At 40.0% G+C, this 23174-nt stretch carries 23 protein-coding genes; 19 read left to right on the top strand and 4 right to left on the bottom strand.

Annotated features, from left to right (window positions below):
- Positions 1-12 precede the first annotated feature (12 nt).
- The 5 genes from EC328_RS02805 to EC328_RS02825 all read left to right on the top strand — a co-directional run bounded on the left by EC328_RS02805 (position 13) and on the right by EC328_RS02825 (position 5070).
- A complete protein-coding gene (locus EC328_RS02805) occupies positions 13-510 on the top strand; it encodes a LeuD/DmdB family oxidoreductase small subunit (protein ID WP_128425391.1) in 498 nt (165 codons plus the stop codon).
- An 11-nt stretch (positions 511-521) separates the two neighbouring features.
- On the top strand, positions 522-1724 hold the full coding sequence (locus EC328_RS02810; RefSeq protein ID WP_128425392.1) for a CaiB/BaiF CoA transferase family protein: 1203 nt from the start codon (positions 522-524) through the stop codon (positions 1722-1724).
- A gap of 10 nt (positions 1725-1734) precedes the next feature.
- Positions 1735-2637 carry a hydroxymethylglutaryl-CoA lyase gene (locus tag EC328_RS02815; RefSeq protein ID WP_128425393.1) on the top strand — a complete coding sequence of 301 codons (903 nt, stop codon included), beginning with the start codon at positions 1735-1737 and terminating at the stop codon, positions 2635-2637.
- An 8-nt stretch (positions 2638-2645) separates the two neighbouring features.
- Positions 2646-3722, top strand: a complete 1077-nt coding sequence (locus tag EC328_RS02820) for a tartrate dehydrogenase (RefSeq protein WP_128425394.1) — start codon at positions 2646-2648, stop codon at positions 3720-3722.
- A gap of 94 nt (positions 3723-3816) precedes the next feature.
- Entirely contained in the window at positions 3817-5070 is a 1254-nt protein-coding gene (locus EC328_RS02825; protein ID WP_128425395.1) for an ArsB/NhaD family transporter, read from the top strand.
- 153 nt (positions 5071-5223) lie between these two features.
- On the opposite strand, the gene EC328_RS02830 is transcribed toward EC328_RS02825, so the two are convergent.
- Positions 5224-5541, bottom strand: coding sequence for an FCD domain-containing protein (locus tag EC328_RS02830; protein ID WP_128425396.1), 318 nt, complete (start codon positions 5539-5541; stop codon positions 5224-5226).
- Between EC328_RS02830 and EC328_RS02835 the strand changes: the two genes are divergently transcribed.
- Entirely contained in the window at positions 5509-5931 is a 423-nt protein-coding gene (locus tag EC328_RS02835; protein WP_128425397.1) for a sensor histidine kinase, read from the top strand. The two genes, EC328_RS02830 and EC328_RS02835, sit on opposite strands and share 33 nt — an antisense overlap.
- A gap of 272 nt (positions 5932-6203) precedes the next feature.
- Here the strand turns inward: EC328_RS02835 and EC328_RS02840 are convergent, their stop codons facing one another.
- Positions 6204-7541: a hypothetical protein gene (locus tag EC328_RS02840; RefSeq protein ID WP_128425398.1), complete on the bottom strand. Its 1338-nt coding sequence runs from the start codon at positions 7539-7541 to the stop codon at positions 6204-6206.
- Between the two features lie 159 nt (positions 7542-7700).
- Here EC328_RS02840 and EC328_RS02845 point away from each other — a divergent pair, with 159 nt between their 5' ends.
- Genes EC328_RS02845 through EC328_RS02855 form a run of 3 tightly spaced genes read left to right on the top strand, consistent with a single transcriptional unit; the run spans position 7701 to position 10394 of the window.
- A complete protein-coding gene (locus EC328_RS02845; protein WP_128425399.1) occupies positions 7701-8912 on the top strand; it encodes a M20 metallopeptidase family protein in 1212 nt (403 codons plus the stop codon).
- A gap of 23 nt (positions 8913-8935) precedes the next feature.
- Positions 8936-9658: a DUF5058 family protein gene (locus EC328_RS02850; RefSeq protein ID WP_164906009.1), complete on the top strand. Its 723-nt coding sequence runs from the start codon at positions 8936-8938 to the stop codon at positions 9656-9658.
- Between the two features lie 10 nt (positions 9659-9668).
- Entirely contained in the window at positions 9669-10394 is a 726-nt protein-coding gene (locus EC328_RS02855; RefSeq protein ID WP_206363905.1) for a hypothetical protein, read from the top strand.
- 69 nt (positions 10395-10463) lie between these two features.
- Here the strand turns inward: EC328_RS02855 and EC328_RS02860 are convergent, their stop codons facing one another.
- Positions 10464-11027: a transposase gene (locus tag EC328_RS02860; protein ID WP_476729733.1), complete on the bottom strand. Its 564-nt coding sequence runs from the start codon at positions 11025-11027 to the stop codon at positions 10464-10466.
- A 175-nt stretch (positions 11028-11202) separates the two neighbouring features.
- Positions 11203-11772: a TetR/AcrR family transcriptional regulator gene (locus EC328_RS02865; protein WP_128425402.1), complete on the bottom strand. Its 570-nt coding sequence runs from the start codon at positions 11770-11772 to the stop codon at positions 11203-11205.
- Between the two features lie 166 nt (positions 11773-11938).
- Between EC328_RS02865 and EC328_RS02870 the strand changes: the two genes are divergently transcribed.
- From EC328_RS02870 to EC328_RS02915, 10 genes are all read left to right on the top strand, one after another.
- Positions 11939-13804: a heavy metal translocating P-type ATPase gene (locus EC328_RS02870; RefSeq protein WP_128425403.1), complete on the top strand. Its 1866-nt coding sequence runs from the start codon at positions 11939-11941 to the stop codon at positions 13802-13804.
- A gap of 33 nt (positions 13805-13837) precedes the next feature.
- A complete protein-coding gene (locus tag EC328_RS02875) occupies positions 13838-14218 on the top strand; it encodes a hypothetical protein (protein ID WP_128425404.1) in 381 nt (126 codons plus the stop codon).
- A 235-nt stretch (positions 14219-14453) separates the two neighbouring features.
- Positions 14454-15320, top strand: coding sequence for an EamA family transporter (locus EC328_RS02880; RefSeq protein WP_128425405.1), 867 nt, complete (start codon positions 14454-14456; stop codon positions 15318-15320).
- 121 nt (positions 15321-15441) lie between these two features.
- The gene (locus EC328_RS02885) at positions 15442-16203 is read left to right on the top strand and encodes an IclR family transcriptional regulator (RefSeq protein ID WP_128425406.1); all 762 of its coding nucleotides are present in this window, start codon (positions 15442-15444) and stop codon (positions 16201-16203) included.
- 45 nt (positions 16204-16248) lie between these two features.
- Entirely contained in the window at positions 16249-17499 is a 1251-nt protein-coding gene (locus tag EC328_RS02890; protein WP_128425407.1) for an MFS transporter, read from the top strand.
- 153 nt (positions 17500-17652) lie between these two features.
- Entirely contained in the window at positions 17653-18504 is an 852-nt protein-coding gene (panB, locus tag EC328_RS02895) for a 3-methyl-2-oxobutanoate hydroxymethyltransferase (protein WP_128425408.1), read from the top strand.
- A 33-nt stretch (positions 18505-18537) separates the two neighbouring features.
- Positions 18538-19455, top strand: coding sequence for a dihydrodipicolinate synthase family protein (locus EC328_RS02900; RefSeq protein WP_128425409.1), 918 nt, complete (start codon positions 18538-18540; stop codon positions 19453-19455).
- A 137-nt stretch (positions 19456-19592) separates the two neighbouring features.
- Positions 19593-20216 (top strand): class I SAM-dependent methyltransferase, encoded by a 624-nt coding sequence (locus tag EC328_RS02905; protein WP_128425410.1) that lies wholly within the window; start codon positions 19593-19595, stop codon positions 20214-20216.
- An 86-nt stretch (positions 20217-20302) separates the two neighbouring features.
- Positions 20303-21370, top strand: a complete 1068-nt coding sequence (locus EC328_RS11480) for a stalk domain-containing protein (protein ID WP_164906010.1) — start codon at positions 20303-20305, stop codon at positions 21368-21370.
- 53 nt (positions 21371-21423) lie between these two features.
- The gene (locus tag EC328_RS02915) at positions 21424-23073 is read left to right on the top strand and encodes a pectate lyase-like adhesive domain-containing protein (protein WP_128425411.1); all 1650 of its coding nucleotides are present in this window, start codon (positions 21424-21426) and stop codon (positions 23071-23073) included.
- Positions 23074-23174: the final 101 nt, after the last annotated feature.

Consider the following 23174-nt stretch of genomic DNA (forward strand, 5'->3'; position numbering starts at 1 on the left):
AGGAGGATTATGATGAGTAAGGATGCAATTAAAGGTAAGGTTTGGAAGTATGGTGACAATATTAATACTGACATTATATCTCCTCCCGCATATATGGAATTGAGTACAAAGGATGCATCAAAATACGCAATGAGTCCAATCGATCCAGATTTCGCATCGAACTTTGAGAAGGGAGACCTTTTGGTAGCTGGGCATAATTTTGGATCAGGATCCAGCAGAGAGACTGCCCCACTCACTCTTAAGTATCTTGGTGTAGATATAATAATTGCTAAGGATTTTGCAAGGATATTTTATAGAAATTGCATTAACCTTGGAATTTTAGCTCTCGAATCACCTGATACTGACGATATAGAGAAAGGAGATATATTGGAAGTCAATTATCAAAAGGGAGAAATTATAAATGTAACTAAGGATAAAAGATACAAGTGTACAATAATACCGGATCATTTGATGAGGATAATTAACGCTGGCGGATTAGTAGAATTTCTTAAAAAAAGAAATGAAGAATAGGAGTGATAAATATGCATAATTCACATCGAGGAGCACTTTCTGGGGTGATGGTGTTAGATTTAACTAGGGTATTGGCAGGTCCTTTTTCAACTATGATGTTAGCTGACTTAGGTGCAGAGGTAATAAAAATCGAGGTTCCCGAAAAAGGAGATGACAGTAGAGCATTTGGACCTTTTAAGAATGGAGAGAGTTCGTATTACATGAATCTAAATAGAAATAAAAAGGGTATTACTCTAAATCTCAAATCTGAGAAGGGAAAAGAAATATTTATTGAGCTAATTAAAAAAGCTGATGTAGTCATGGAGAACTACAGACCAGGAACAATGGAGAAGCTTGGACTTGGCTACGAAAACCTAAAAAAAATAAATCCAGGGATCGTATATGGTTGTGTTTCAGGGTTTGGCCATTATGGGCCATACATGGATAGAGCAGGGTATGACATAATTTCGCAAGCTATGGGTGGACTAATGAGTACAACAGGCTGGCCTGATGGTGAACCAACTCGGACTGGTACTGCTATGGGAGACGTTCTTGCTGGATTATCCGTAACTATAGGTGTTTTGGCAGCATTAAAGCATAAAGAAAAAACTGGAGAAGGACAAAAGGTAGATGTAGCACTTGTAGATTCAGTCGTAGCAAGCATGGAAATAATAAATCAAATTTACCTGGTTGAAGGCAGAATACCTCAGAGAATTGGGAATAGATATGAATCTACCTATCCTTATGATTCATTCAAAGCATCTGATGGTAGTCTGGTAATAGCTTGCGGTAACGACAAGCTGTGGTCTATTCTTTGTAAGATAATGAATACACCTGAATATATCACTGATGAACGATACAATACTAACGCTAAAAGAGTAGAAAAACATGTTGATATCAAAGAAATAGTCGAAAAGTGGTCCATTACCAAGAAAGTTGATGAGATTATCGATGCTTTATTAGAAACAGGCATTCCATGTGCCCCAATCTATAATATCGAGCAGATAGTTAAAGACCCACATATAGCTGAAGCCAGAGAAATGTTTGTTGATATTGAGCATCCTGTTGCTGGGAAAATGAAAATAACAGGATCACACATAAAACTATCAGAAACAAAGCCAATTGTAAAAACACCTGCACCGCTACTTGGTCAGCACAATGAAGAGGTTCTAGCTGAGTACATGGGTTATGACAGTGAGATGGTTAATGAGCTTAAGGCTAATAGGGTTATTTAAGGAGAAAATTATGAATGTTAGAGAGGTTTTAATAACAGAAGTTTGTCCCAGAGATGGGTTCCAGAACATAGATAAATTTATTGAGACTGAGACCAAGATAGAGATTGTTGATAGCTTGATCCAGGCAGGATTTAAAAAGATACAAGTTACTTCTTTTGTAAACCCAAAGGCTGTTCCTCAGATGAGAGATGCAACCGAGGTAGCAAAACACATGATTAGCAAATACCCTGACATACTTTTTACGGCTTTGGTGCCAAACCTTAAAGGTGCACAGCTTGCCAGCGATTGCGGTATAAAAGAAGTCAGCTATGTAGTTTCGGCAAGCGAGAGGCATAATCAGGAAAATGTTAGAAGAAGTATAAGTGAATCATTCGATGAACTCAAGATAATAAAGTCGAATCTTCCACACTTAAGAGTTAAGGTTGATATAGCCACGGCTTTTGGATGCCCATTTCTCGGGGATATACCTTTAGAACAGGTTGAATTCATGATTGACAATTCGATCCAGATAGGTGCAGATGAGATTTTTCTTGCAGACACTATTGGGATAGGAAATCCGATGCAAGTAGATAGGATGCTGAAAGTTTTAAAGGTCAAATATCCTGATTTAAGGTTTGGTTTCCATATGCATGATACCCGCGGGATGGGCCTTGCAAATATCCTGGTAGCTTTACAAAACGGTTATGACAAGTTTGAGGCAGCAACAGGTGGACTGGGAGGGTGCCCTTTTGCTCCGGGTGCAGCTGGAAATGTAGCTACAGAAGACTTGATAAATATGCTGCACTCTATGGAAATTAGAACAGGTGTTGACTTAAATAAGCTTCTCGATACAACTAACATAATTAAGGGCAAAATTAAGCCTGAGCTAGTAAGCCATATGTCGAATGTATCAATTTGCGATACTGAGAGGTGACGTGCTAAATGAAAAGATATGATTTAGCTGTAATTGCTGGAGATGGAGTTGGAAAAGAAGTAATGCAGGAAGCTGTGAAGGTTTTATCAGCAATTTCTGATCTTACTGGAAATATAGACTTTAAGCTTAATTTTTATGATTATGGTTGTGAATATTATTTGAAAACTGGTGTAATGATGGAGAAGGATGGCTTGAAAAAGCTTGAGCAGCACGATGCGATCCTTCTTGGAGCAGTAGGTTATCCAAACGTTCCAGATCATATTTCACTTAGGGATCTTCTCTTAAAAATAAGGCAGGGTTTTAATCAGTATGTAAACTTAAGGCCCATAAAACTTTTACCCCATGTAAATGGACCGTTGGCAGGGAAAGGCCCAGATGAGATAGATATGGTCTTTATAAGAGAGAATACTGAAGGTGAATACGCAGGTAGCGGAGGAATTCAATCAGTAGGTGGTGTAGATACTCTGGCAGTTCAGACAAGTATTTTCACAAGAGAAACAACTAAGAAAACTATGGAATATGCTTTCGAGTATTCCAGAAAGAGAAACAAAGAAAAAAAGCTTACCAGCATAACAAAATCCAATGCGTTAAATCACAGCATGGTTTTTTGGGATTCATTGTTCAAAGAGATAGCTTCGGGATATGCAGATATAAGAACAGAAGAACTGCATGTAGATGCTGCATCCATGTTCTTGGTCCAGAAGCCTGAAAGATTTGATGTAGTGGTCGCTTCAAACCTATTTGGGGATATTATGACTGATGTAGGTGCCGCACTTCAGGGTGGTTTGGGTTTCGCTGCTGGTGCAAACTTAAATCCTGAAAAGAAATTTCCTTCAATGTTTGAACCAGTTCACGGATCCGCACCTGATATTGCTGGGAAAGGAATTGCTAACCCGATAGCAATGATTTGGTCAATTAAAATGATGTTGGACTTTTTAGGACACGAAGATATAGGAGAAGCACTATTGAATTCAATAGTATACGCACTTAAAGATAAGGCAAAATTAACTCCAGATTTGGGAGGTAAAGGTACCACATCATCTGTTGGAGATATAATATGCAGGGGTTTAGTAAAAAAATTATAACAATTAATTAATATAATTTATTAAAAAGAGGAGGATAAGTTGCAATCAACTTGCTTTTAATTTATATTAATCTAATTTTGAAAGGAGAGTTAAGATGGGTTTAGAAGTGTTATCATTATTGTTCTTGGTAGGAGCTATTGCAATCGGTTTCTTTAGAAAGATTAACACCGGTTTAGTAGCTATAGGTTTATCTTTGATTTTAGGTTCAATTGGGGGTGTCAGTGTTAAGGATATTACAGGTGGTTTTCCTACCAGTCTTTTTATCACTTTGCTCGGAGTTATGTTTTTGTTCAGTATCTCTCAAGAAAATGGTACTTTAGAGTTACTAGCTAAGAAAACAGTATCTCTTGCAGGAAAGAGAACAAACCTTATTCCAATCATAGTTTTTGTTTTTTCAACTATTCTCGCTGCAGTCGGTCCAGGAACAATACCAGTCATGTCATTGATGGCTCCATATACTTGCGCACTAGCGGCATCGATGGGGTATTCGCCTCTTTTATTAGGAGCAACTTCTGTATTGGGAGCTGCTGCTGGCGGTATATCACCAATTGCTCCTACTGGCATACTGGGAATTTCATTAGCGGCTGATCAAGGTATTACAGGAATTGCAACACCGTATTTCATTAACTCTTTGATAGCGCAATCAGTATATTTTATAGTTATTTATTTCGTACTTAAAGGTCATAAAATGAAGTCAGATATGGTTTTAAACTGGAGAGAGCTGCCGAAGTTTAACACTAAGCAAATGATAACCTTAGCAGGAATGGCTGCTTTAGTAATTGGAGTAATTATTTTTAAACTTAATGTAGGACTATTAGCATTTACAATTGGTGTATTTTTACTGCTATTAAAAGTATCAAACGAAAAGAAGGTTATTGCAGGCATACCATGGAGTACTCTAATACTTGTAACTGGAGTAAATGTGCTTATGAGTGTGGTTATAAAGCTCGGTGGAATTAATTTGTTGGCAAATGGACTAGCCTCTATAATGACTCCATCGACTGCACCTAGTATTATTGGGTTAACTGCTGGTATAATGTCTTGGTTTAGTTCTACATCAGGAGTTGTAATGCCTACACTTATACCTACTGTTAATACAGTAATTGAAGCAGTGGGTGATGGGGTTTCTGCTATTGCATTAGTTTCAGCGATAACAAATACAGCTCACGTTGCTGGTACAAGTCCTATTTCGACTGGAGGTTCTTTAGGTTTAGCTTCGTATGTACAGGCATCAGGAGCTTCAGAGGAAGAGGAAAGAAAACTGTTTGTACAGATGTTCCTTGTTGCAATAGGAGGTGTTTTTGTAGTTGCTTTAGTAGCAGGATCGGGCGTGTATACACTTTTCTAAAAACTAGTGTCGTCAAACCGGAGAGGAGACCATTAACAAGGTCTCCTCTCCGGTTTCTATATTACGGACTAATACCTTAATTAAATGAATAAATAGTTATTAATATTTATTGTTTTTTAATCTACGTCATCCAAATATCAGCCTTTATATCAATCAAATATTTTTTGGTAAGGTGTCAACCTCGTTGAAATCTCTGTTTACTAATTCTAAATAGATTGCTTTATGCTCGACTTTATATCTTGTTATTCTTCCTTCCTTTTGAAGACTCTTGTATTTCATGTTTCCCCACAACTTGCTTCCTCTAAGTTTATTTATGTTTTGAGCAAACTTTAGAAGAACATCGTTATATGCTGCATTGGCAATTATTGAATGAAACTGCTCATCTAAAACCTCGAATTCTTTGAACTGTGGCCGAGTAGTCTGCTGAAAGCAGAAAGGATGAAGATCAACCTGGTCCCCAACGTATCCCATGACCTAAAGACTCCCCTTACTTCTATCATAAGATATGTGGACGTACTATCCAGGGCGGAGGATCTGTCTCCGGTTTTCAGGGATTATGTAAGGATCCTGTCTGAAAAGTCAGAAAGGCTCAATAACAATGTTTCAGATTTGTTTGGCCTGGCCAAAAGCACCAGCGGGAACATCAGTCTTGATTTGGAGACCCTGGATCTTAAAAACTGGTGGAACAGACAGTTGTTGATATGGATGACAGCATCAAGTCATCGGGTTTGGTGGTTAAGCGGAACCTTCCTCATGAGCCGGTTCAGGTGGTTTCAGATAGAAAGAAGCTTTACAGGGTTATTCAAAACCTCTTGGACAATGCACTTAAGTACTCCCTTGAAGGTACATGGATATTTGTAGACTTACATAAATCTGATGGTCAAGCCAGGGTTCAGGGCTTGTATTATCCATCGCAGAAAGCTTTACAAATGTATGCAGAGGGAGGCTCAATATCCATATAGACGGGGATCAGTTTAAGGTAGTCTAGAAATTTTCCCTTGATGAAGTGTTGGAATAGGGGATTTGATGAAAAACTACTAAATACGAGTGAGTTTGAGACAGCCTACAAGATATCTCAAACTCACTTTTGCATTGAATTGCATTATGATTTTTTAAAATCTATTAGACCAGAATCAAGAGAACTTAATACTTCCGTCATTTTCAAGAAACAACAGCCTATATTCCTTAATAGGTCTTCCTTTTGACTCATTCTTAATATGATTTACGGTGGCAACTCCTTTTTCCACTAGCTTGTTAAGTATTCTGTTGCCAGACCTTGTTGATATTCCGAGAAGACTAGATAAGTTTTGAGAAGTATACTTATTTGATTGAATTTTTGTAGCGTGAATAATCGTTTTGTAAAGATAGGTTGGGTTGAGATCTAGTTTAGTTGCTAAGGAATCCACAAATGGGTTTGATTTGAACACTTGACCCTGGGGATTCTCACCGCCCAGACAAATTACTGAATCTATATCTTCAGCCTTGTAATAACTGTACTGCCCCCCAGATTCTTCTGATTTGGCAAAGGCTTTTTGGGCATTGACCTTTGATATCGTAGGATTCTTGCCGCTACCATAACCTACTGAAAAATCTATATCAATGTTTCTCTTGAGAAAGTTTCTGATTTCACAAGTATTAAATTGATCCGTCAGCCTCATGAGCTCCTCTATTGTTGAATGCATTTCAATTCTCTTGCTATTTGATTGAATTATAAAATCGTATGTTCCTTCCTTGATAAGGTTTAGCAGTTCTCTTTGAATAGATAGAAGTTTAATATCCATTTCCAAATTGTCCAGGTACTTGTAGGTTCCTGCTACTGGTGCGATATAAACCGTTGCCATCATGTTGCTTTCGAGTTTCATTAGTTTTATTTCGTTGATTACACTCATAAAAAGATTCATTAGATATTCCACGGGTGGGTGGATGAAATGATAATTAACCCCTTCTTTATCAAGCTCCTCTGTAAGCATTCCAAACCTTGTAATTGACAAGTCAATTTTTTTTTCTCTCCATAGTCTAAGATGGTTGTTACGGACAAATTCAACGTATTCTAATGGGTCTTCGGGGGCGTGTGCAAATACATAGGGCATATTGTCTGGCTGAAAGATGTCTTCAAATTCGTGGATATAATCCTTGTTTACAAAGTCTATGTAGACTCTGTTTGGTTCGATATGGGGGTTGTGCATAAATATTGAGAAAATCTCCTTGTAAACGTTGGCCAGATAATCGTAAATAACATAGCAAGGTTTGCCTGCGGTATCAACATTCTGTGTAAGATACTTGTGAAGCAACGTGCCTGAAAAGACAAATGCATCAACTTCATTGAAGTTTTCAATAAAGTGGCTTATAATATCCTCGTTTTTATTTATGATCAGATATTTGATATTACATAACTTGTTAAGTCTTGACTCCACAATCTGTAAATTGGGGATATGTGGCTGTGAAGTTATTAAACCTATGGAAACTTTCAAGTGTATCACCTCACAAACATAATACAATAAATGACATTAAAAGGCAAAGATAATCAATGGATGCAGATGTAAATAATAGGTTGACTATTTAGAAAACTTCTGCTAATATATCTATAAATAGACATGACCAATAATGACCAATAATGAAAGGGTGGTATTATGCTAAAAAGCAAAAGGATAGTTGAACTTGCAAATGAAATCAGCGAAGACCTTGTAAGGGACAGGCGTTTCTTGCATCAGAATCCTGAACTGGGCCTGGAATTACCTGTTACAGTGGGGTATGTAAGAAAGAGGCTCACAGAAATGGGCTATGATGTTCAGGACTGTGGTAAATCTGGATTGGTTGCCATTGCCGGTTCTGATCATGATGGGAAGGTTTTCCTGATAAGAGGGGACATGGACGCCCTACCTGTGAAGGAGGAAACAGACCTTGAGTTTAAGTCAGAATCTGGAAGGATGCATGCTTGTGGACACGACTTTCACACAGCAATGATGCTTGGAGCCGCAAAGATATTAAAAGAAGTAGAGGATGAAATACCCGGAAGGGTTAAATTAATGTTTCAGCCAGCGGAAGAAACCTTAATGGGAGCAAAGGATATGATTAAAGCTGGAGTGCTCGAGAACCCAAGCGTGGATGCGGCACTTATGATTCATGTAATGACAGGTGTGCCATCACCCGAAGGGATAGTTGTGATACCTCCGGAGGGGACCTGCTCGGCGGCTTCTGATTGGTTTGAGATACATGTTCAGGGAAAGGGTGGACATGGTGCGATGCCTAATACAACCATTGATCCCATCAACGTAGCCACTCATATTTACCAATCGCTTCAGACAATCAATTCAAGAGAAATTCCACCTTCAGAAACAGCGGTTCTCACTATAGGGATGTTCAAGGCTGGCGATACATCAAATGTTATACCTGACAAGGCTCAAATGAATGGTACAATAAGAACCTTCAATCCTGAAATCAGAAATTTTATTAAGGAAAGAATCAAAGATATTTCTATAAATACTTCAGTAGCGTTGAGAGCAAAAGCGGATGTCAATATAATAGATGGCTGTCCTTCATTGTTGGTGGATGGGAAGCTTTCCAGGGAAGTATTTGAATCCCTGAATGAACTGTTCGATGGAGAAGGCGTTCTTAAGTGGGAAGATGTAATGGGAAATACCACGATGTCAGGATCTGAGGACTTTGCTTTTGTAAGTGAAAAGGTTCCAACCATCATGTTGGCACTTTCGGCAGGAGATTCAAACAATGGTTATGCATATCCACAACACCATCCAAAGGCAGATTTTAATGAGGCAGTATTGCCAAGAGGTGCTGCAATCTACGCTTATGCTGCAATAAAATGGCTTGAAGAGAATAAATAAAAAAACTGAAAGGAGGAAAAGCATTGGGGTTTACGGAAATTTCTAACGGATCACTACTTTATACTCTGGTAATTATTGGCCTTATATATATAACAATATATGCGTCCATATTTCTGGTTAGGAGTTACAGGAGGTCATTAGAACTGGGGATGTCAAAAAAACAAGTTAATGATGTAATTAAATCATCCCTAGCTTTTACTGTAGTTCCTAGTATTGCAATAGTAGTTGGATTTTTCTCTTTAGCGGCTGTTTTGGGAATACCTTGGCCATGGTGGAGATTGTCTGTAATTGGTTCGGTTAGCTATGAACTGATGGCTGCGGATATGGCTGCTAAAGGCATGGAGTACTCTTCCATAGCTGCTATGGTAGAGGCAAATGACCCGACGGTTTTTGTTTCGATGATGATAGTGATGACAATTGGAATATTAGGTGGGCTTATGGTTCTTATACCTTTTGGGAAAAAGATGATGGTAGGGCTTATGGCAGCAAGAGAAAAGAAGGAAAATACTTGGGGTGTGGTAATGAACTCAAGTTTTATGCTGACACTATTAGCGGTCTTTATTCCTATAATGGTGATTTCTGATAGGATAAGTGCCTTGACACTTGGAACAAGTGCATTTATTACGGTTATACTTGGAATCATAATAAAGAAATTCAAAGTATACTGGCTAGGTAACTTCGTTTTAGCACTTACACTTATACTGGCTATGGCTACATCGGTATTCTGGCAGAGACTATTGGGGTAGGAGGGATATAATGAAAACATCTAAGGAACGAATAATACTTGATGATTATAACCAGTGGGTACATAGGTTTGGAAGGTTGGGAGCATTGGTGGCAATAATATACATGCTTTTAATTCCATTTATAATAGGTTTCGTATATGATGCCTTTCCTCCCATTTCAGCAGTTGTAAAGGGAGGTGTGGGGTTACTGGCGCTTTTCATACCCATAACAATTTCAGAGGTAATCAGTTATACGCCGATACTTGGATCTTCAAGCTACTTGACATTTCTAACTGGAAATATTCTAAACCTCAAAATTCCTTGCGTTCTTAATGCACAAAGGATTTCCAAGACTGAGCAGAATACACCAGAAGGAGATGCAATAGCTACTGTTGCAGTCGCAGCTTCATCAATCTTAACCATGTTTGTAATAACTTTAGGTGTTCTATTGATAGTACCTCTTAGACCGGTATTGGAAACACCGGTTGTAAGGCAGGCAACAGCGTATATTTTGCCAGCATTGTTTGGAGGGATGCTAATGGGATTAATCGGAAAGGAACAGGGCGAATATATAATTGTAAATAAGTTATTATCAATACTTTTGCCCGTTATTTTAGTTTCTGCAGGAGCAATTTTTGGAGTTTTAAGGCCTGGACTTGAAGGGATAGCTATAATTCTTATGCTGCCTGTTACCCTTATAGGGGCAAGGATAATGTGGAAAAAAGGTATAATTAGAGTAATCAAGAAGGAACAGTAATGTGTTATGGGAGAGTGGTCTAGGGTGCTTTATTAGGGCTGCTCTCCTTACAAATGATTGCGGCTGATGTCAGGGTGAGGAGGTTAAATTGGATATAGTTGCACATGACCACCTGATCTTGTTGCCATTAGTGTCCCTTTTCATCCCCCAATTGGGATGAACTCCATCATTAATGATATCCTTCTTTGGTTTGGATGCTTCAAAAGCATCGATCTTTGCTGAGCCGATGGCAACTCTTGTTCCATCAATAATTCTCATATCTTTAGCTTTGGGCACAAGCTCATGGAAAAGATCATTGAGGCATTCAGAGTTAGAGAGCTTGTCTGAAAACCTTGAGAATGTTGACTCAGGAGGTACGCTGCCGAGTACTTCAAAACCACAAGAGTACCCGAATACAGGGTCTTCATTGATTCGTTTAACCAGATGCTTGATGGTCGGTATTTTTTCAACTTGCATTGCGATCAATGCGGCTATGAGAGTTTCAGGTCTGTAGCCCTTAGGACATCTCATGAAATTTGATTTCTTAAGTTTCCTGGCAACTACAGATAGGTCGATCTGGTCTAAGATCATTTCGATCCTAGATTGTTGCTGAAATTTAATAATTTCTTCGAAGGAAATAGAGTCGTTTGTCAAATATACATAGTAAGGGATTCACTCCTGTCGAGTTGAAATGTTTTGTTCTCACTTAATATATTCGACACGAATGGGGTGAAATCCTTTTTTTGCTTTAAAAAATCCTAAGATAATATTGAGATTTCAATCGTTCGATGTTTCAAATCAATATGCGATTTCCTCAATCATTTGATGCTTACGAAGTACTTCTATCTGAGATGTCAAATCTGTTAATTTCAATGAAATATTTGGCTGTATCTTCAGGGGTATATTTCATTCTGTTTCTAATCCACCACATCACAGTTTCAGCGAAGCTTCCAACTAGATGGTTTAAAACAAAATCAACAGGTGCATTAGTTTCAATTTCATCAAGATAATCGGAAAACATAATCTGGAGATATTCTTTAAAATATTTCATTAGAAGTTCTCCACTCTCACTCGATAGTATGCCGATCATATTGTTCTTATTATCTTTTAGATGATGAAGTATATGGGATAATCTCGCTTCAAGCCCATTATTTCTGCTTGAAAAGTCATGTGTTACTTCTGCCGTTAGATCGTCTAAAAATACGTGACTGAAGATATCAGTGCACATTGATTTTAATAGATCATCTTTAGTATTGAAATGTGAATAAAAAGTGCTTCGCCCAATATCCGCTTCCTCAATGATTTCCTGGACGGTAACATTGCTGTATCGCTTTTTCTCAAGGAGATTACTAAATGCCTCAAAAATAGAATCTCTAGTTTTTCTTTGCCTTCTATCCATATTGTTCCCTCCATACAAAATCAATAAGTTGTCCAATATCTTACATAACCTCTTTTTTAGTTGTTGAAAGTCAATTAAATCATTTCTATAATTATAATGGACATTATGTTCGATATTGAATATATTGTACCACTACTCAAGATATAATTCAACTGGAGGTTAGACAATGAAAAAATTGAATCACATTTTATCTGGAGTTCCTTTGACAATCATAAGCGGTATATTCCTGGTTGTAAGTCTTGTATTCATGCTGAATAAAATAGATATTTTATTTGATCCAGCATGGTTTTCAGTTTTAATATCAGGGATACCTCTTTTATCTCTAGCCATTTGGAGAGTCATATACAATGAAGGGATGAGTAAAATTTCGTCTGCGTTATTAATATCCATAGCTATGATAGCAGCGATAGCAATTGGAGATGTTTTCGCAGCGGGTGAAGTAGCTTTCATAATGGCTTTAGGTGGAATTCTAGAGGATAAGACTGCAGAAAGGTCAAAGAAAGGAATTAAGAAACTTATCGGACTTACACCTCAACAAGGGCGTGTACTCAATGAAGGTAATGAGAAAATGGTTAATGTAGAAGAAATAAGAGTGGGCGATAGACTTAGAGTTCTTCCTGGTGAAGCAATTCCAGTTGATGGAAAGATAGTCGTTGGAGCTACGTCAGTTGATCAAGCGATCATGACAGGCGAATCACTCCCTGTAGATAAAGAAGTTGGAGATAATGTATATTGCGGCACGATCAACCAATTTGGCGCAATCGATATTGAGGCGACAAACGTAGGTGAAGACAGTTCTTTACAGAAGCTTATCCGGATGGTAAAAGATGCCGAGAACAAACAAGCTAAGATACAACGAGTAGCAGATAGATGGGCAATATGGCTTGTTCCTGCTGCATTGCTACTTGCGATCATTACTTATTTAGTTACTGAGGATATAGTTCGTGGAGTTACAATACTTGTTGTTTTCTGTCCTTGTGCTTTAGTTTTAGCTACTCCCACAGCCATTATGGCAGCGATCGGGCAAGCTACGAAGCATGGCATCATTATTAAATCTGGGGAAGCATTAGAGAAGATGGGGAAAGTAGACACGATAGCATTTGATAAGACAGGTACATTGACACATGGGAGTCTGGAAATAAGTGATATAATACCTTTGTCAGATGATATTAGTGATGATGAACTCCTAATATTGGTAGCCTCAGCAGAGCTAAGAAGTGAGCATCCTGTAGGGAGAGCGATAGTCAAGCATGCAAAGGAAAAGAAGCTTAAATTAAAAGATTCACTTGGATTTCAAATGAGTGCAGGCAAGGGAATATTTGCCAAAGTAGAAAATAAGGATTTGCACTGTGGAAACGTTAGCTATCTTAAAGAAAACAGTATCGAGATTTCAAATAAAATAAGCAATATACTGGATAATCTTCAAAAACAAGGGAAAGCTTCGATCTTGGCAGCGGTGGATGGGATTTGCGTAGGAGTAATAGGTCTTTCAGATGTATTGAGAAATACGGCTAATCGTATGGTAGCTGATCTAAACAGTATGGGAACTCAAACAATTCTTCTAACAGGAGACAATCATTGGACGGCAAATTATTTTGCAGAGCAAGTTGGGATAACTTCTGTTCAGGCTGGATTACTTCCTGAAGATAAAGTGAATAATATTATTAAACTTCTCAAGGATGGTAAGTCAGTATGTATGATAGGAGATGGTGTAAACGATGCTCCTGCTCTCAAGGCTGCATCAGTAGGCGTAGCAATGGGAGCCATGGGTAGTGATATAGCTGTTGAAGCTGCTGATATAGCGCTTATGAGTGACGATATATCTAAGATACCATATTTAAAGCGTCTTTCCAATGCAACAGTTAGAACGATAAAATTCAGTATATTTTTGTCTTTGGTTATCAATTTTTTAGCTATCATAATGTCATTTTTTGGTTGGCTGACTCCAACTACAGGTGCATTAGTTCATAATGCTGGATCAATATTCGTCGTTATGATTGCAGCGATGCTTTACGATAGGAAATTTGATTAGAAAGGATAAAACCAAAAAGATATACCAAAATGTATGCAATTGCGCATTGGTTCACAAATCATCGCAAGTAGTGAGTTTATGATCTATCTATGGATCCAATCATTCATAAATGAGTTTGTGGAGCAGTATCAAGGATACAACACTACTATGATTTATCCGTCACACTTACCGAGAAGTACCCAAATTTCACAAGTAATTGGTATAGCGTTGGCTCTTATTGCAATAATGATAATAAACTTTAAAAGAGAAGAAGATTCAGTAATTACCTTGAAGGCTGCATTTGTAGGAACATTTTTGTTGGGCGGTCTTGCTGATTTTACTTCTAAGATATATCAAGTATACGGCTTAGAGAAATTTCAACCCTTGTTTTTATTATTTACATTTGTGTCAGCTATGGGGTACCATCCCAAATGATTTCTCTATTTTTACTCCGATCTCTTACGACTATCCCTGCTTTTTAAGTTCAATTAAATCGTTGTTCGGGGGTCGGATCCCTCTGGGCGTACCAAGTCTAACAGCACTACAATCTATAGTAGACATTATAGAATGTGGTGCTTTATATTTTAAATGGTAGGTCCAATATATGGCATTGATTAGCTAAAGGTGATAGAATACAGTCATATCAAAAACCTTACTAAGGAGCAGCATAATGAAGAAAAACGAAGCATTTTACATACTCATGGTCCTGGCCGGATCAGTGCTCTGGGGTACAACCGGGACCGCTCAGCATTTTGCCCCAGTCGGTACATCTCCGTTATCAATAGGAGCAGTAAGACTTGCAGTTGGAGGAACAGCCTTAACCATCCTTGCATTATCAAAGGGCGCGGTAAAGGGTAAAGAGATCTGGCTGAATCCAAATACTTACATATCTGCGGTAAGTGTAGCAGCGTACCAGCTATTCTTTTTTGCAGCTGTACTGAAGACAGGTGTTGCAATGGGTACTGTTGTAGCCATCGGGAGTGCTCCAGTTTTTGCAGGTATATTCTCAATGGTAATGGGAAGAGAAAAGCCAGACTCCAAGTGGATCGTTGCAACTATCGTTTCAATAATAGGGTGTATTCTCCTAATAACTGGAGGGCAGGAACTTACAGCTAATGTAAGTGGCGTGTTATTGGCACTTGCCGCTGGAGCGGCATACGCCGGATACACTGCGTTCAGCAAGCAGCTTCTGGACAAGTACTCAACATTAGCAGTTACAGGTGTAGTGTTTTTCATTGGAGCTATACTTTTATCACCGTTACTGTTTGTGTATGACTTAAGCTGGCTTAGATCAATTCAAGGAATAGGAGTAGCTCTTCACTTGGGACTCCTTGCGACAGCCATGGCCTATGTCCTTTTTACTTACGGTCTGTCAGGTATACCCTTGCATAAGGCAGTGACACTATCTCTTACAGAGCCTGCAACAGCATCAATGCTGGGCGTATTCCTGTTGAAGGAGCAGTTGTCGCCTATATCATGGATTGGGATAGCTCTTGTGTTTGCTGGATTGATAATTGTATCATTAAAAAGAGGATAAAATAATCAAAAATTTACGAAATACCTTGTCATTCAATTGACAAGGTATTTTTTTAGCCATATAATTATATCAACCAATAGAATATGATTCCAATCAGTGGAATTATCGGAGAGTGAAATAGATGCAAAGCGTAGATAGAATATGTAAGATCATAGAAGCGGTTGTCGACTCAAGGGACGGGATAGGTGTTATAGATATAAGCGAGGCAGTTGAGTTGCCTGCAAGTACTACTCACAGGATACTCTCGTCCCTTGTTGAATTGAACTATATGACCCAAGACAAGATAAGCAAGAAGTACACCCCTGGCAGGGTCCTGTTTTCCATATCGGGAAAGCTTGTAAGGGAAAATTCCCTGGCAGAATTGGGAAGGCCATTCCTTATGGATCTGTCTGATAAAACCGGTGAGACTGTACATTTCTGCGTGCTTGAGGATTATAAGACCTACCTTGTCGATAAAGTAAGATCAAACAAGAATCTTACTCACACCTCAAATATGAGCTTCAGGGATGAACCCTATATCACTTCCTTTGGGAAGGTTTTACTGGCAAACATGAGTGACGATAAAATCGAAGAATACCTTGCCAGCACGACACTTTCAAGGAGGACCCAAAACACCATAACTGATAGGGAGGAGCTTCGGCTTGAATTTAAGAAAATCAAAGATCAAGGTTATGCTATAGACAACGAGGAAGCTGAGGAAGGACTATATTGTATCGCGGCACCAATTCAAGATTCAAACGGCCTGGTTTCAGCAGCAATAAGTATTTCTGGTCCTGCATTCAGGATAAAGGATAATTTTGATAAAAATCTCAAATTTGTATTACAGACCGCAGGAGAAATGTCAAAGGCAATTGGCTGGAAGTTAAGCAATAAAGAAAGATAAACCTTTCTAACGTTGATTATACAATTGAACAACTGGGGGATAAATATGGCAAAAAAATACAAGGTTCTATTGATAATGGTATTCACAATGATACTGGGGTACTTGCCTTGGTATAATTTCTCAGCAGTATCCAGCTTTATTCAGTCAGATCTTTCGCTGACCACAGCAGAAATGGGCACAATACTTTCTGTTTTTCAGGCCGGTTATGTACTGACCGTAATATTTACAGGCTGGCTTGCTGACAGATTTGGAAGGAAAAAAATTGTTTCCATAGCAACCATTCTTACCGGTTTATTCTCGATAATGTTCTCACTTCTTGCCAATGGATTTGAGAGCACATTATTCTTCAGAATACTAACAGGTCTAAGCGCTGGAGCGATTTATGCACCAGGGATTGCACTTCTGACCAACTGGTTTGACAAAAAGGAAAGAGGGATGGCTGTTGGTGCTTATACAGCTGCATTGACGATAGCTTATGCCGGAGGTTACTTCATTGCTTCTCCTATTGCTGCAGCCAGCGGGTGGAGATCAGGGATATTCTGGACATCAGTACCAGCCCTTATCGCAGGTTTTCTGCTGATACTGTTTATTGAAGAAAAACCAAAGGATACAGCGAGTCCTGCAATTCAAAAATCAAGTCATCCCTCTGAGAAGATAATAAATAAGAATTTCAAAAATACAGTAATAGCAATATCGATAATAGCCTATGCCGGACACATGTGGGAGCTTTACACCTTCTGGGGCTGGATAGGCAGTTACTTGTCATCTGTCATATATCTTGGTGGTGCGACTCAGGCAGAGGCAGTTGCAAATGGAGGAAGGATAGCAGCATACGTAATACTTCTGGGTGCTCCTTCAGTATTTATAGTTAGCTATATGTCAGATAAACTAAACAAGATAAAGCTTATTATGGCAGCCTCAATTTTCAGCATACTTGGTGAGCTTGCATTCGGTCTTATGAGCAGCATGAACCCTGCAATGGTAATAGCCATAGCTCTATGGGTAGGTTTTTGGGCCGTTGCCGATTCCGGGATATATAAGGTCATACTCACTGAATACGCTGACACGGACAAGACCGCCACACTCCTTGGAGTGCAGTCTGCAGTCGGATTTGGTGCGACCATCATTTCTCCCTATGTATTTGGACGCGTATTGGGAAGCATCAACAAGGGTCTTTCAATGACTATCGAATATCCCAATTGGGGATTGCCCTTCATGATAGTTGGTATAGGAGCTTTAGTATCGCCTTTGGCTATGATCTATCTTTCAAGATTCATGGGAAAAGATGCTAAATAGTATATACAATAATACGAAGTCAGCAGGTAAAATTTCGGAGGTAGGTCATCAGGATAGGCGGATCGAATAAACAAGTAAATAGAATTGCAGCAAATACTACTGCCACAACCTATGAAAAGGTAAAGAATTTAACAATAAATAGGAGGGAAAATTATGGCAAAGAAAAAGAGTATATTGGATCTTTACAAAATGAAGGAAAACAAGGAAAAGGCAACCTGGATAACGGCTTACGACTTCCCAATGGCTTCCTTTGCTGAGCAGGCAGGAATGGATATGATTCTTGTTGGAGACTCACTTGGAATGGTAGTTCTCGGTTACAAGGGGACAGTTCCGGTAACTATGGATGACTGTATATCCCACTGCCAGGCAGTAAGAAGAGGAGCTCCCAATACCTTCGTTATCGGAGATATGCCATTCGGCTCATACCACACAACCGATGGTGAGGCAGTTGCAAATGCTGTCAGGTTCCTGAAAGAAGCAGATTGTGATGCTATAAAGCTTGAGGGTGGAGTAAGGGTTGCAAGCAGGATCAAGGCGATTGCTGATGCTGGTATTGTAGTATTTGGCCATATAGGCTTGACGCCTCAAAGTGCAGGACAATTAGGTGGTTTCAAAGCACAGGGTCTTTATGTAGACAGTGCAAGAGACTTGATAAAGGATGCACTTGCAGTACAGGAAGCTGGAGCTCTTGCCCTGTTGGTTGAGGCAGTACCACCTGAGCTAACCGAGTTCATAGCCAATAAGCTGACAATACCTGTATATTCTATAGGTGCTGGACTTCCATGCGACGGGCAGCTGATAATATGTGGAGATATGCTGGGCTTGTTCCAGGCATTCACACCTAAATTTGTTAAGAAATATGCCAATGTAGCGGAAGTTATCACAAATGCATTCAAAGAGTATGTGGATGATGTAAAGACTGGGAAATTCCCAGAAGACCAACATGTTTACCACATAAAGGACAGCATTGAAGACTTCCAGAAGTTGTTCAAGGAGTTCGAATAATCAATAATATAACGAGGGAATGGAGATGATGTAATGAGTGAATTGTTACAACAAAGAAAAGACAAACTCTTCGGGAATCATGTACTTACAGTAACACCGCTTCACGAGGATGGTACCATAGACGAGGAATCCACAAGAAATCTCGTAGACTACGTAATAGACAGAGGAGTTCATGGGATCCTGACTCTTGGAAGCACGGGAGAGGTTTTCGCCCTTACTGAAGCAGAAAGAATGCAATATGTAGAGATAGTTTTGGATCAAACCAAGGGCAGGGTTCCTGTTGGAGTGGGAGTAAACGACTCTTCAAGCGACAGAGCTGCAATGCTTGCGAAACATGCAGCAGAACACGGTGCAGACTATATATTCACCACAGGTCCATACTACCATCCTCATAGACAAGATGGTATCTACAGACACATAAAGCATATAGCTGATTCAGTGCCTGAGCATCCTATAATGGTTTACGACGGAGGCGCTGGCATCGAGATGGGATTGCCGCTTTTGAAAAAAATGGCGGACGACATGCCGAATCTTCACTGCGCTAAATTATTTGTTCCATATGCACCCAAGATCGCAGCCTATGAGGAAGCAACAGGCGGCAAGCTTCAAGCCTGGTCAGGCCATGATCAGATGAACTACCTGATGCTGTTATATGGAGCTAAGGGAATGACATCTGCTGCAAGCAATATCCTGCCAAGAGAACAGACAGACATGTTCAATTTTATTCAGGAAGGCAAGATCGATGAAGCAAGAGAAATATTCCTGGAGAAGCTGGCAACGATCAATTCTTTCGCGTTCCCTAATGTTCTCTCCTACATACCAGCATATAAGGCAGCACTTTACTGGATGGGAGTTATTAGGACAGACGTATGCAAGGTAGTTATGGAGCCTATCGATGAGATCCAAAGAAGAGAATTGAAAGCTACGATGAAGAGGATAGGACTGCTGTAATTTATCAAGTGAATGTAATTACTCTAAAGCTGCCTGCTTGAATTTACAGGCAGCTTTTGTCTTGTGTTTATGTTTGAACTTAAGCCATTAGGGATATCATTTAACAACAGACTTTACTATCGAAGAGGTGATATCAATTGTCTGAACAAAAAAGCAGAAGAATATTCAATTCAATTGCAGGAATATATGGCTGGTTCTACGATTATCAAAAAAGAAGCTTCATAAAAGTTATAGAAGAGGTAAAAGGAGACATTGATATTACAGCTTACAAAACAATACTCGATGTGGGGTGTGGAACTGGGGCTCTGTGCTCGGTTTTAGCCTCGAAAGACTTGGAAGTGACCGGGATCGACCCCGCAGAGAGGATGCTGCAGGTTGCCAAAGGTAAACCTGAGAATAGCAAAGTGGAATTCATTCTTGGTAGTGTCCTGGATGGTCTTTCTTTTGAAGACAACAGCTTTGACATAGCCATAGCATCTCACGTAGCCCATGGAATGAAGGAAGATTCAAGGAAGAAAATGTATATAGAGATGAGCAGAGTAGCCAGGGAGTACGTCATAATACACGATTACAATAATAAAAGGACCCCGATCACATCATTCGTGGAATGGCTTGAAGGAGGAGACTATTTTCACTTTATCGAGCATGCTGAGCCGGAGATGAGGGACTGCATGAAGGAAATGGAGAACTGCTTCTCCGAAGTGAGAGTCATAAATATTGGTAAGAACTCAAACTGGTATGTATGCAAGCCCAACAAATGACCATTGGTACTGGTACTAAAACATGGGGATACTTCCCATTTAGGTACCGGTACCTTTATGTTATAATCATCCTAAGGAGGTGCGCTATGAAGAAGATAAATATATTATTGACCGTCATTATGATATTATCCGTCTTGATTGGAAATATCGCCTTTGCAGCAGAGCCTATCAAGGTATACGTAGACAACTCCAGGCTGGATATGGAAGTAATGCCCCAGATCCAAAATGGAAGGACCCTGGTCCCCCTAAGGGCAATATTTGAAGCATTAGGTGCAGAGCTAAATTGGGACCCCGGCACAAGAACTGTAACAGGAACAAAAGATGGCACAGTCGTAACTCTGACAATCGACAGTAAAATCGCATATATAAACGGAAGTGCAAAGGAGCTTGATGCCCCGGCAGTCATAGTATCAGGCAGGACAATGGTCCCCGCAAGATTCATAGCTGAAAGCCTTGGAGCACAGGTCGGCTGGGACAGTAACTCAAAAACCGTACTTGTAAACTCAGATATAAACGAGATAATGCTTTATAAAATAGTACGGATAATCGACGGTGACACATTGGTAGCATCAAAGAACGGAGCTGAGGAAACTGTTCGCCTCATAGGGGTCGACACACCTGAGATATTCGTTAATGGTCAACAGGTCAATGACCCTCAGGCAGTCGCTGCACTTGAATATGCAAAAGCAGCCCTTACTGGAAGATATGCTGAGCTGGAGCTGGATATCGAGGAAAGGGACCAATATGGCAGGCTTCTTGCCTACATATGGCTGGATGGGATCATGCTAAACAAGGTTCTTCTTGAAAATGGCATAGCTAGTGTTGCAACATATCCGCCGAATGTAAAATACCTGGAGGAGTTTACTGCCCTTGAGAGCATTGCGAAAGAGAAGAAGCTTGGGATCTGGGGTAACCCGCTGCCTCAGCCTTCAGAACCGGTATCAAATCTGTTTGTGATTGATAAGACAAAAGCCCTGTCAGGACCAATCGGTGATCCCGAGACGGCACAGTACAAGGGAAGCATAAAGAGCGACAAATACCATAAGCTTTACTACACCCATCCCGGACAGATCAGCGAAGAGAACCTCATATACTTTGAAAGCCTTGATCACGCCATAATGAATGGCTACAAGCCCTGCGGCTATTGTTTTTAAGCATAATGGTCACCTATACCTATTTATAATAACGCTCATAAGGAGGGAAGTTAATGACCAGGATAAAGAAGCCTTTGATCTTTGTTTTGATTATTTCAATGCTGTTGGGTAATGTCGCTATTGCAGCGGATATTTCAGCTGTTACAGTATCGACCTATCAGGAGTTAAAGAAGGCATTGGAGACGACCACAGGAAGCAATGTAACCCTTGGCGCAAATATCGTTATACCCTCGTCACTCAGGTCAGATACTGCAATAATCATAACAGGGGGAACTCACACACTGAACCTGAATGGATTTTCGATCACATATACCTACGTGAATGACGCCAGGGAAAACTCCGGAGTCCCAATTACTCAGCAGGGGAATAATATACTTACCATAAACGGTCCCGGTAAAATAACAGGCGGTTTTGTAGCCATAGAAAACACTGGTGACTCACTTTTGGTTATAAATGGAGGGGACTTTGTTGGACAAGCTGCATCAGCTTTAAGAATAATGGGTGTGACTGTTATAAACAGCGGGACCTATACGGGAAGATTCGGCGATGTATGGCTTGAGGATGGAATATTGGTCGATAACGCCCACGCTGTAGACAAAATCAACAATCCGTTCAAGAGCAGCAACGCAGTCATAGAATATGGAACACTTACGGGCAATGCAAAGCTCCATACTCTGCTGGTAGTAAATGACCTAAAGATAGCTGAAGGCTCATCCTTATCCCTGGAACAAAGAGGAGTCCTTGTAGTTAATGGAACTCTTACAGGTGAAAAGGGGATCATGCATAACGGTGGAATGCTTATCATAAACGGTGCAGTAGCGAATCCCGGCTACTTCAACATCGCCTTAGATATGAGTCTTAAGAGTCTTGAAGTCCCTAAGGGTACCACGGTTATGGTGATGGAGAACAACAGACTTAGGATAGATGGGGATCTTGTGGTAAATGGAATGCTGGAGCTTAGAAGCGGCAGCCATCTCATCGTTGATGGAAATATATACAACAATGGGATGCTTCACGTTGAAACCATAGAAAATCTAAGGCTGAATGGCAGCATTTTAGGAGAAGGAAACACAGGCGGAGGCTTGGGAGGCACATCTGGAGGACCTGGCGGTCCTGATACTGGAAGGATGGAGCGAGCCGCAAATGATCTTTATGCACTGGGTCTTTTTAAGGGGACAGGCACAGACGCCCTCGGAAGACCCAAGTTCGATCTGTTAGTGGCACCCACACGACAGGTTGCCTTGACGATGCTGGTAAGGCTCCTTGGCAAGGAGGCAGAAGCCTTGTCAAAGACCTGGGAACATCCGTTTACTGACGTCGACCAATGGGCAGAGCCCTATGTGGGCTATGCATTCGCGAACGGCTTGACCAAGGGTGTAAGCACCGATAAATTTGGTGCCAATGACCTGGTGACAACCTACCAATACCTGACATTTGCCTTAAGAGCTCTGGGCTATAATGATTCTGAAGGGGATTTCAGATGGGATGACCCAACACCTCTGACAAGGGAGCTCGAGCTGACATCAGATGATTACGCAGACAATAACAAAGCATTCTATAGAGGCGATATTGCAATAATATCCCACATGGCGCTGCAAAGATCAATAAAGAACGGACCCGTGCTGATGAAATACCTTATTGACTCAGGAGCCGTAAATCTTGAGGATGTTAAGGCTATAGGCCTGGATCATCTGATATATTGAAAATAAAGCTGATGCTAAAACAATAGGATCGGATAAAATGAACTGCACTCTGGAAAGAGTGCTTTTTCTATGCCCTGGATGAAAATATTTTTTTAAGTGAG

Source organism: Gudongella oleilytica, from assembly GCF_004101785.1.
GTDB lineage: Bacteria > Bacillota > Clostridia > Tissierellales > Tissierellaceae > Gudongella > Gudongella oleilytica.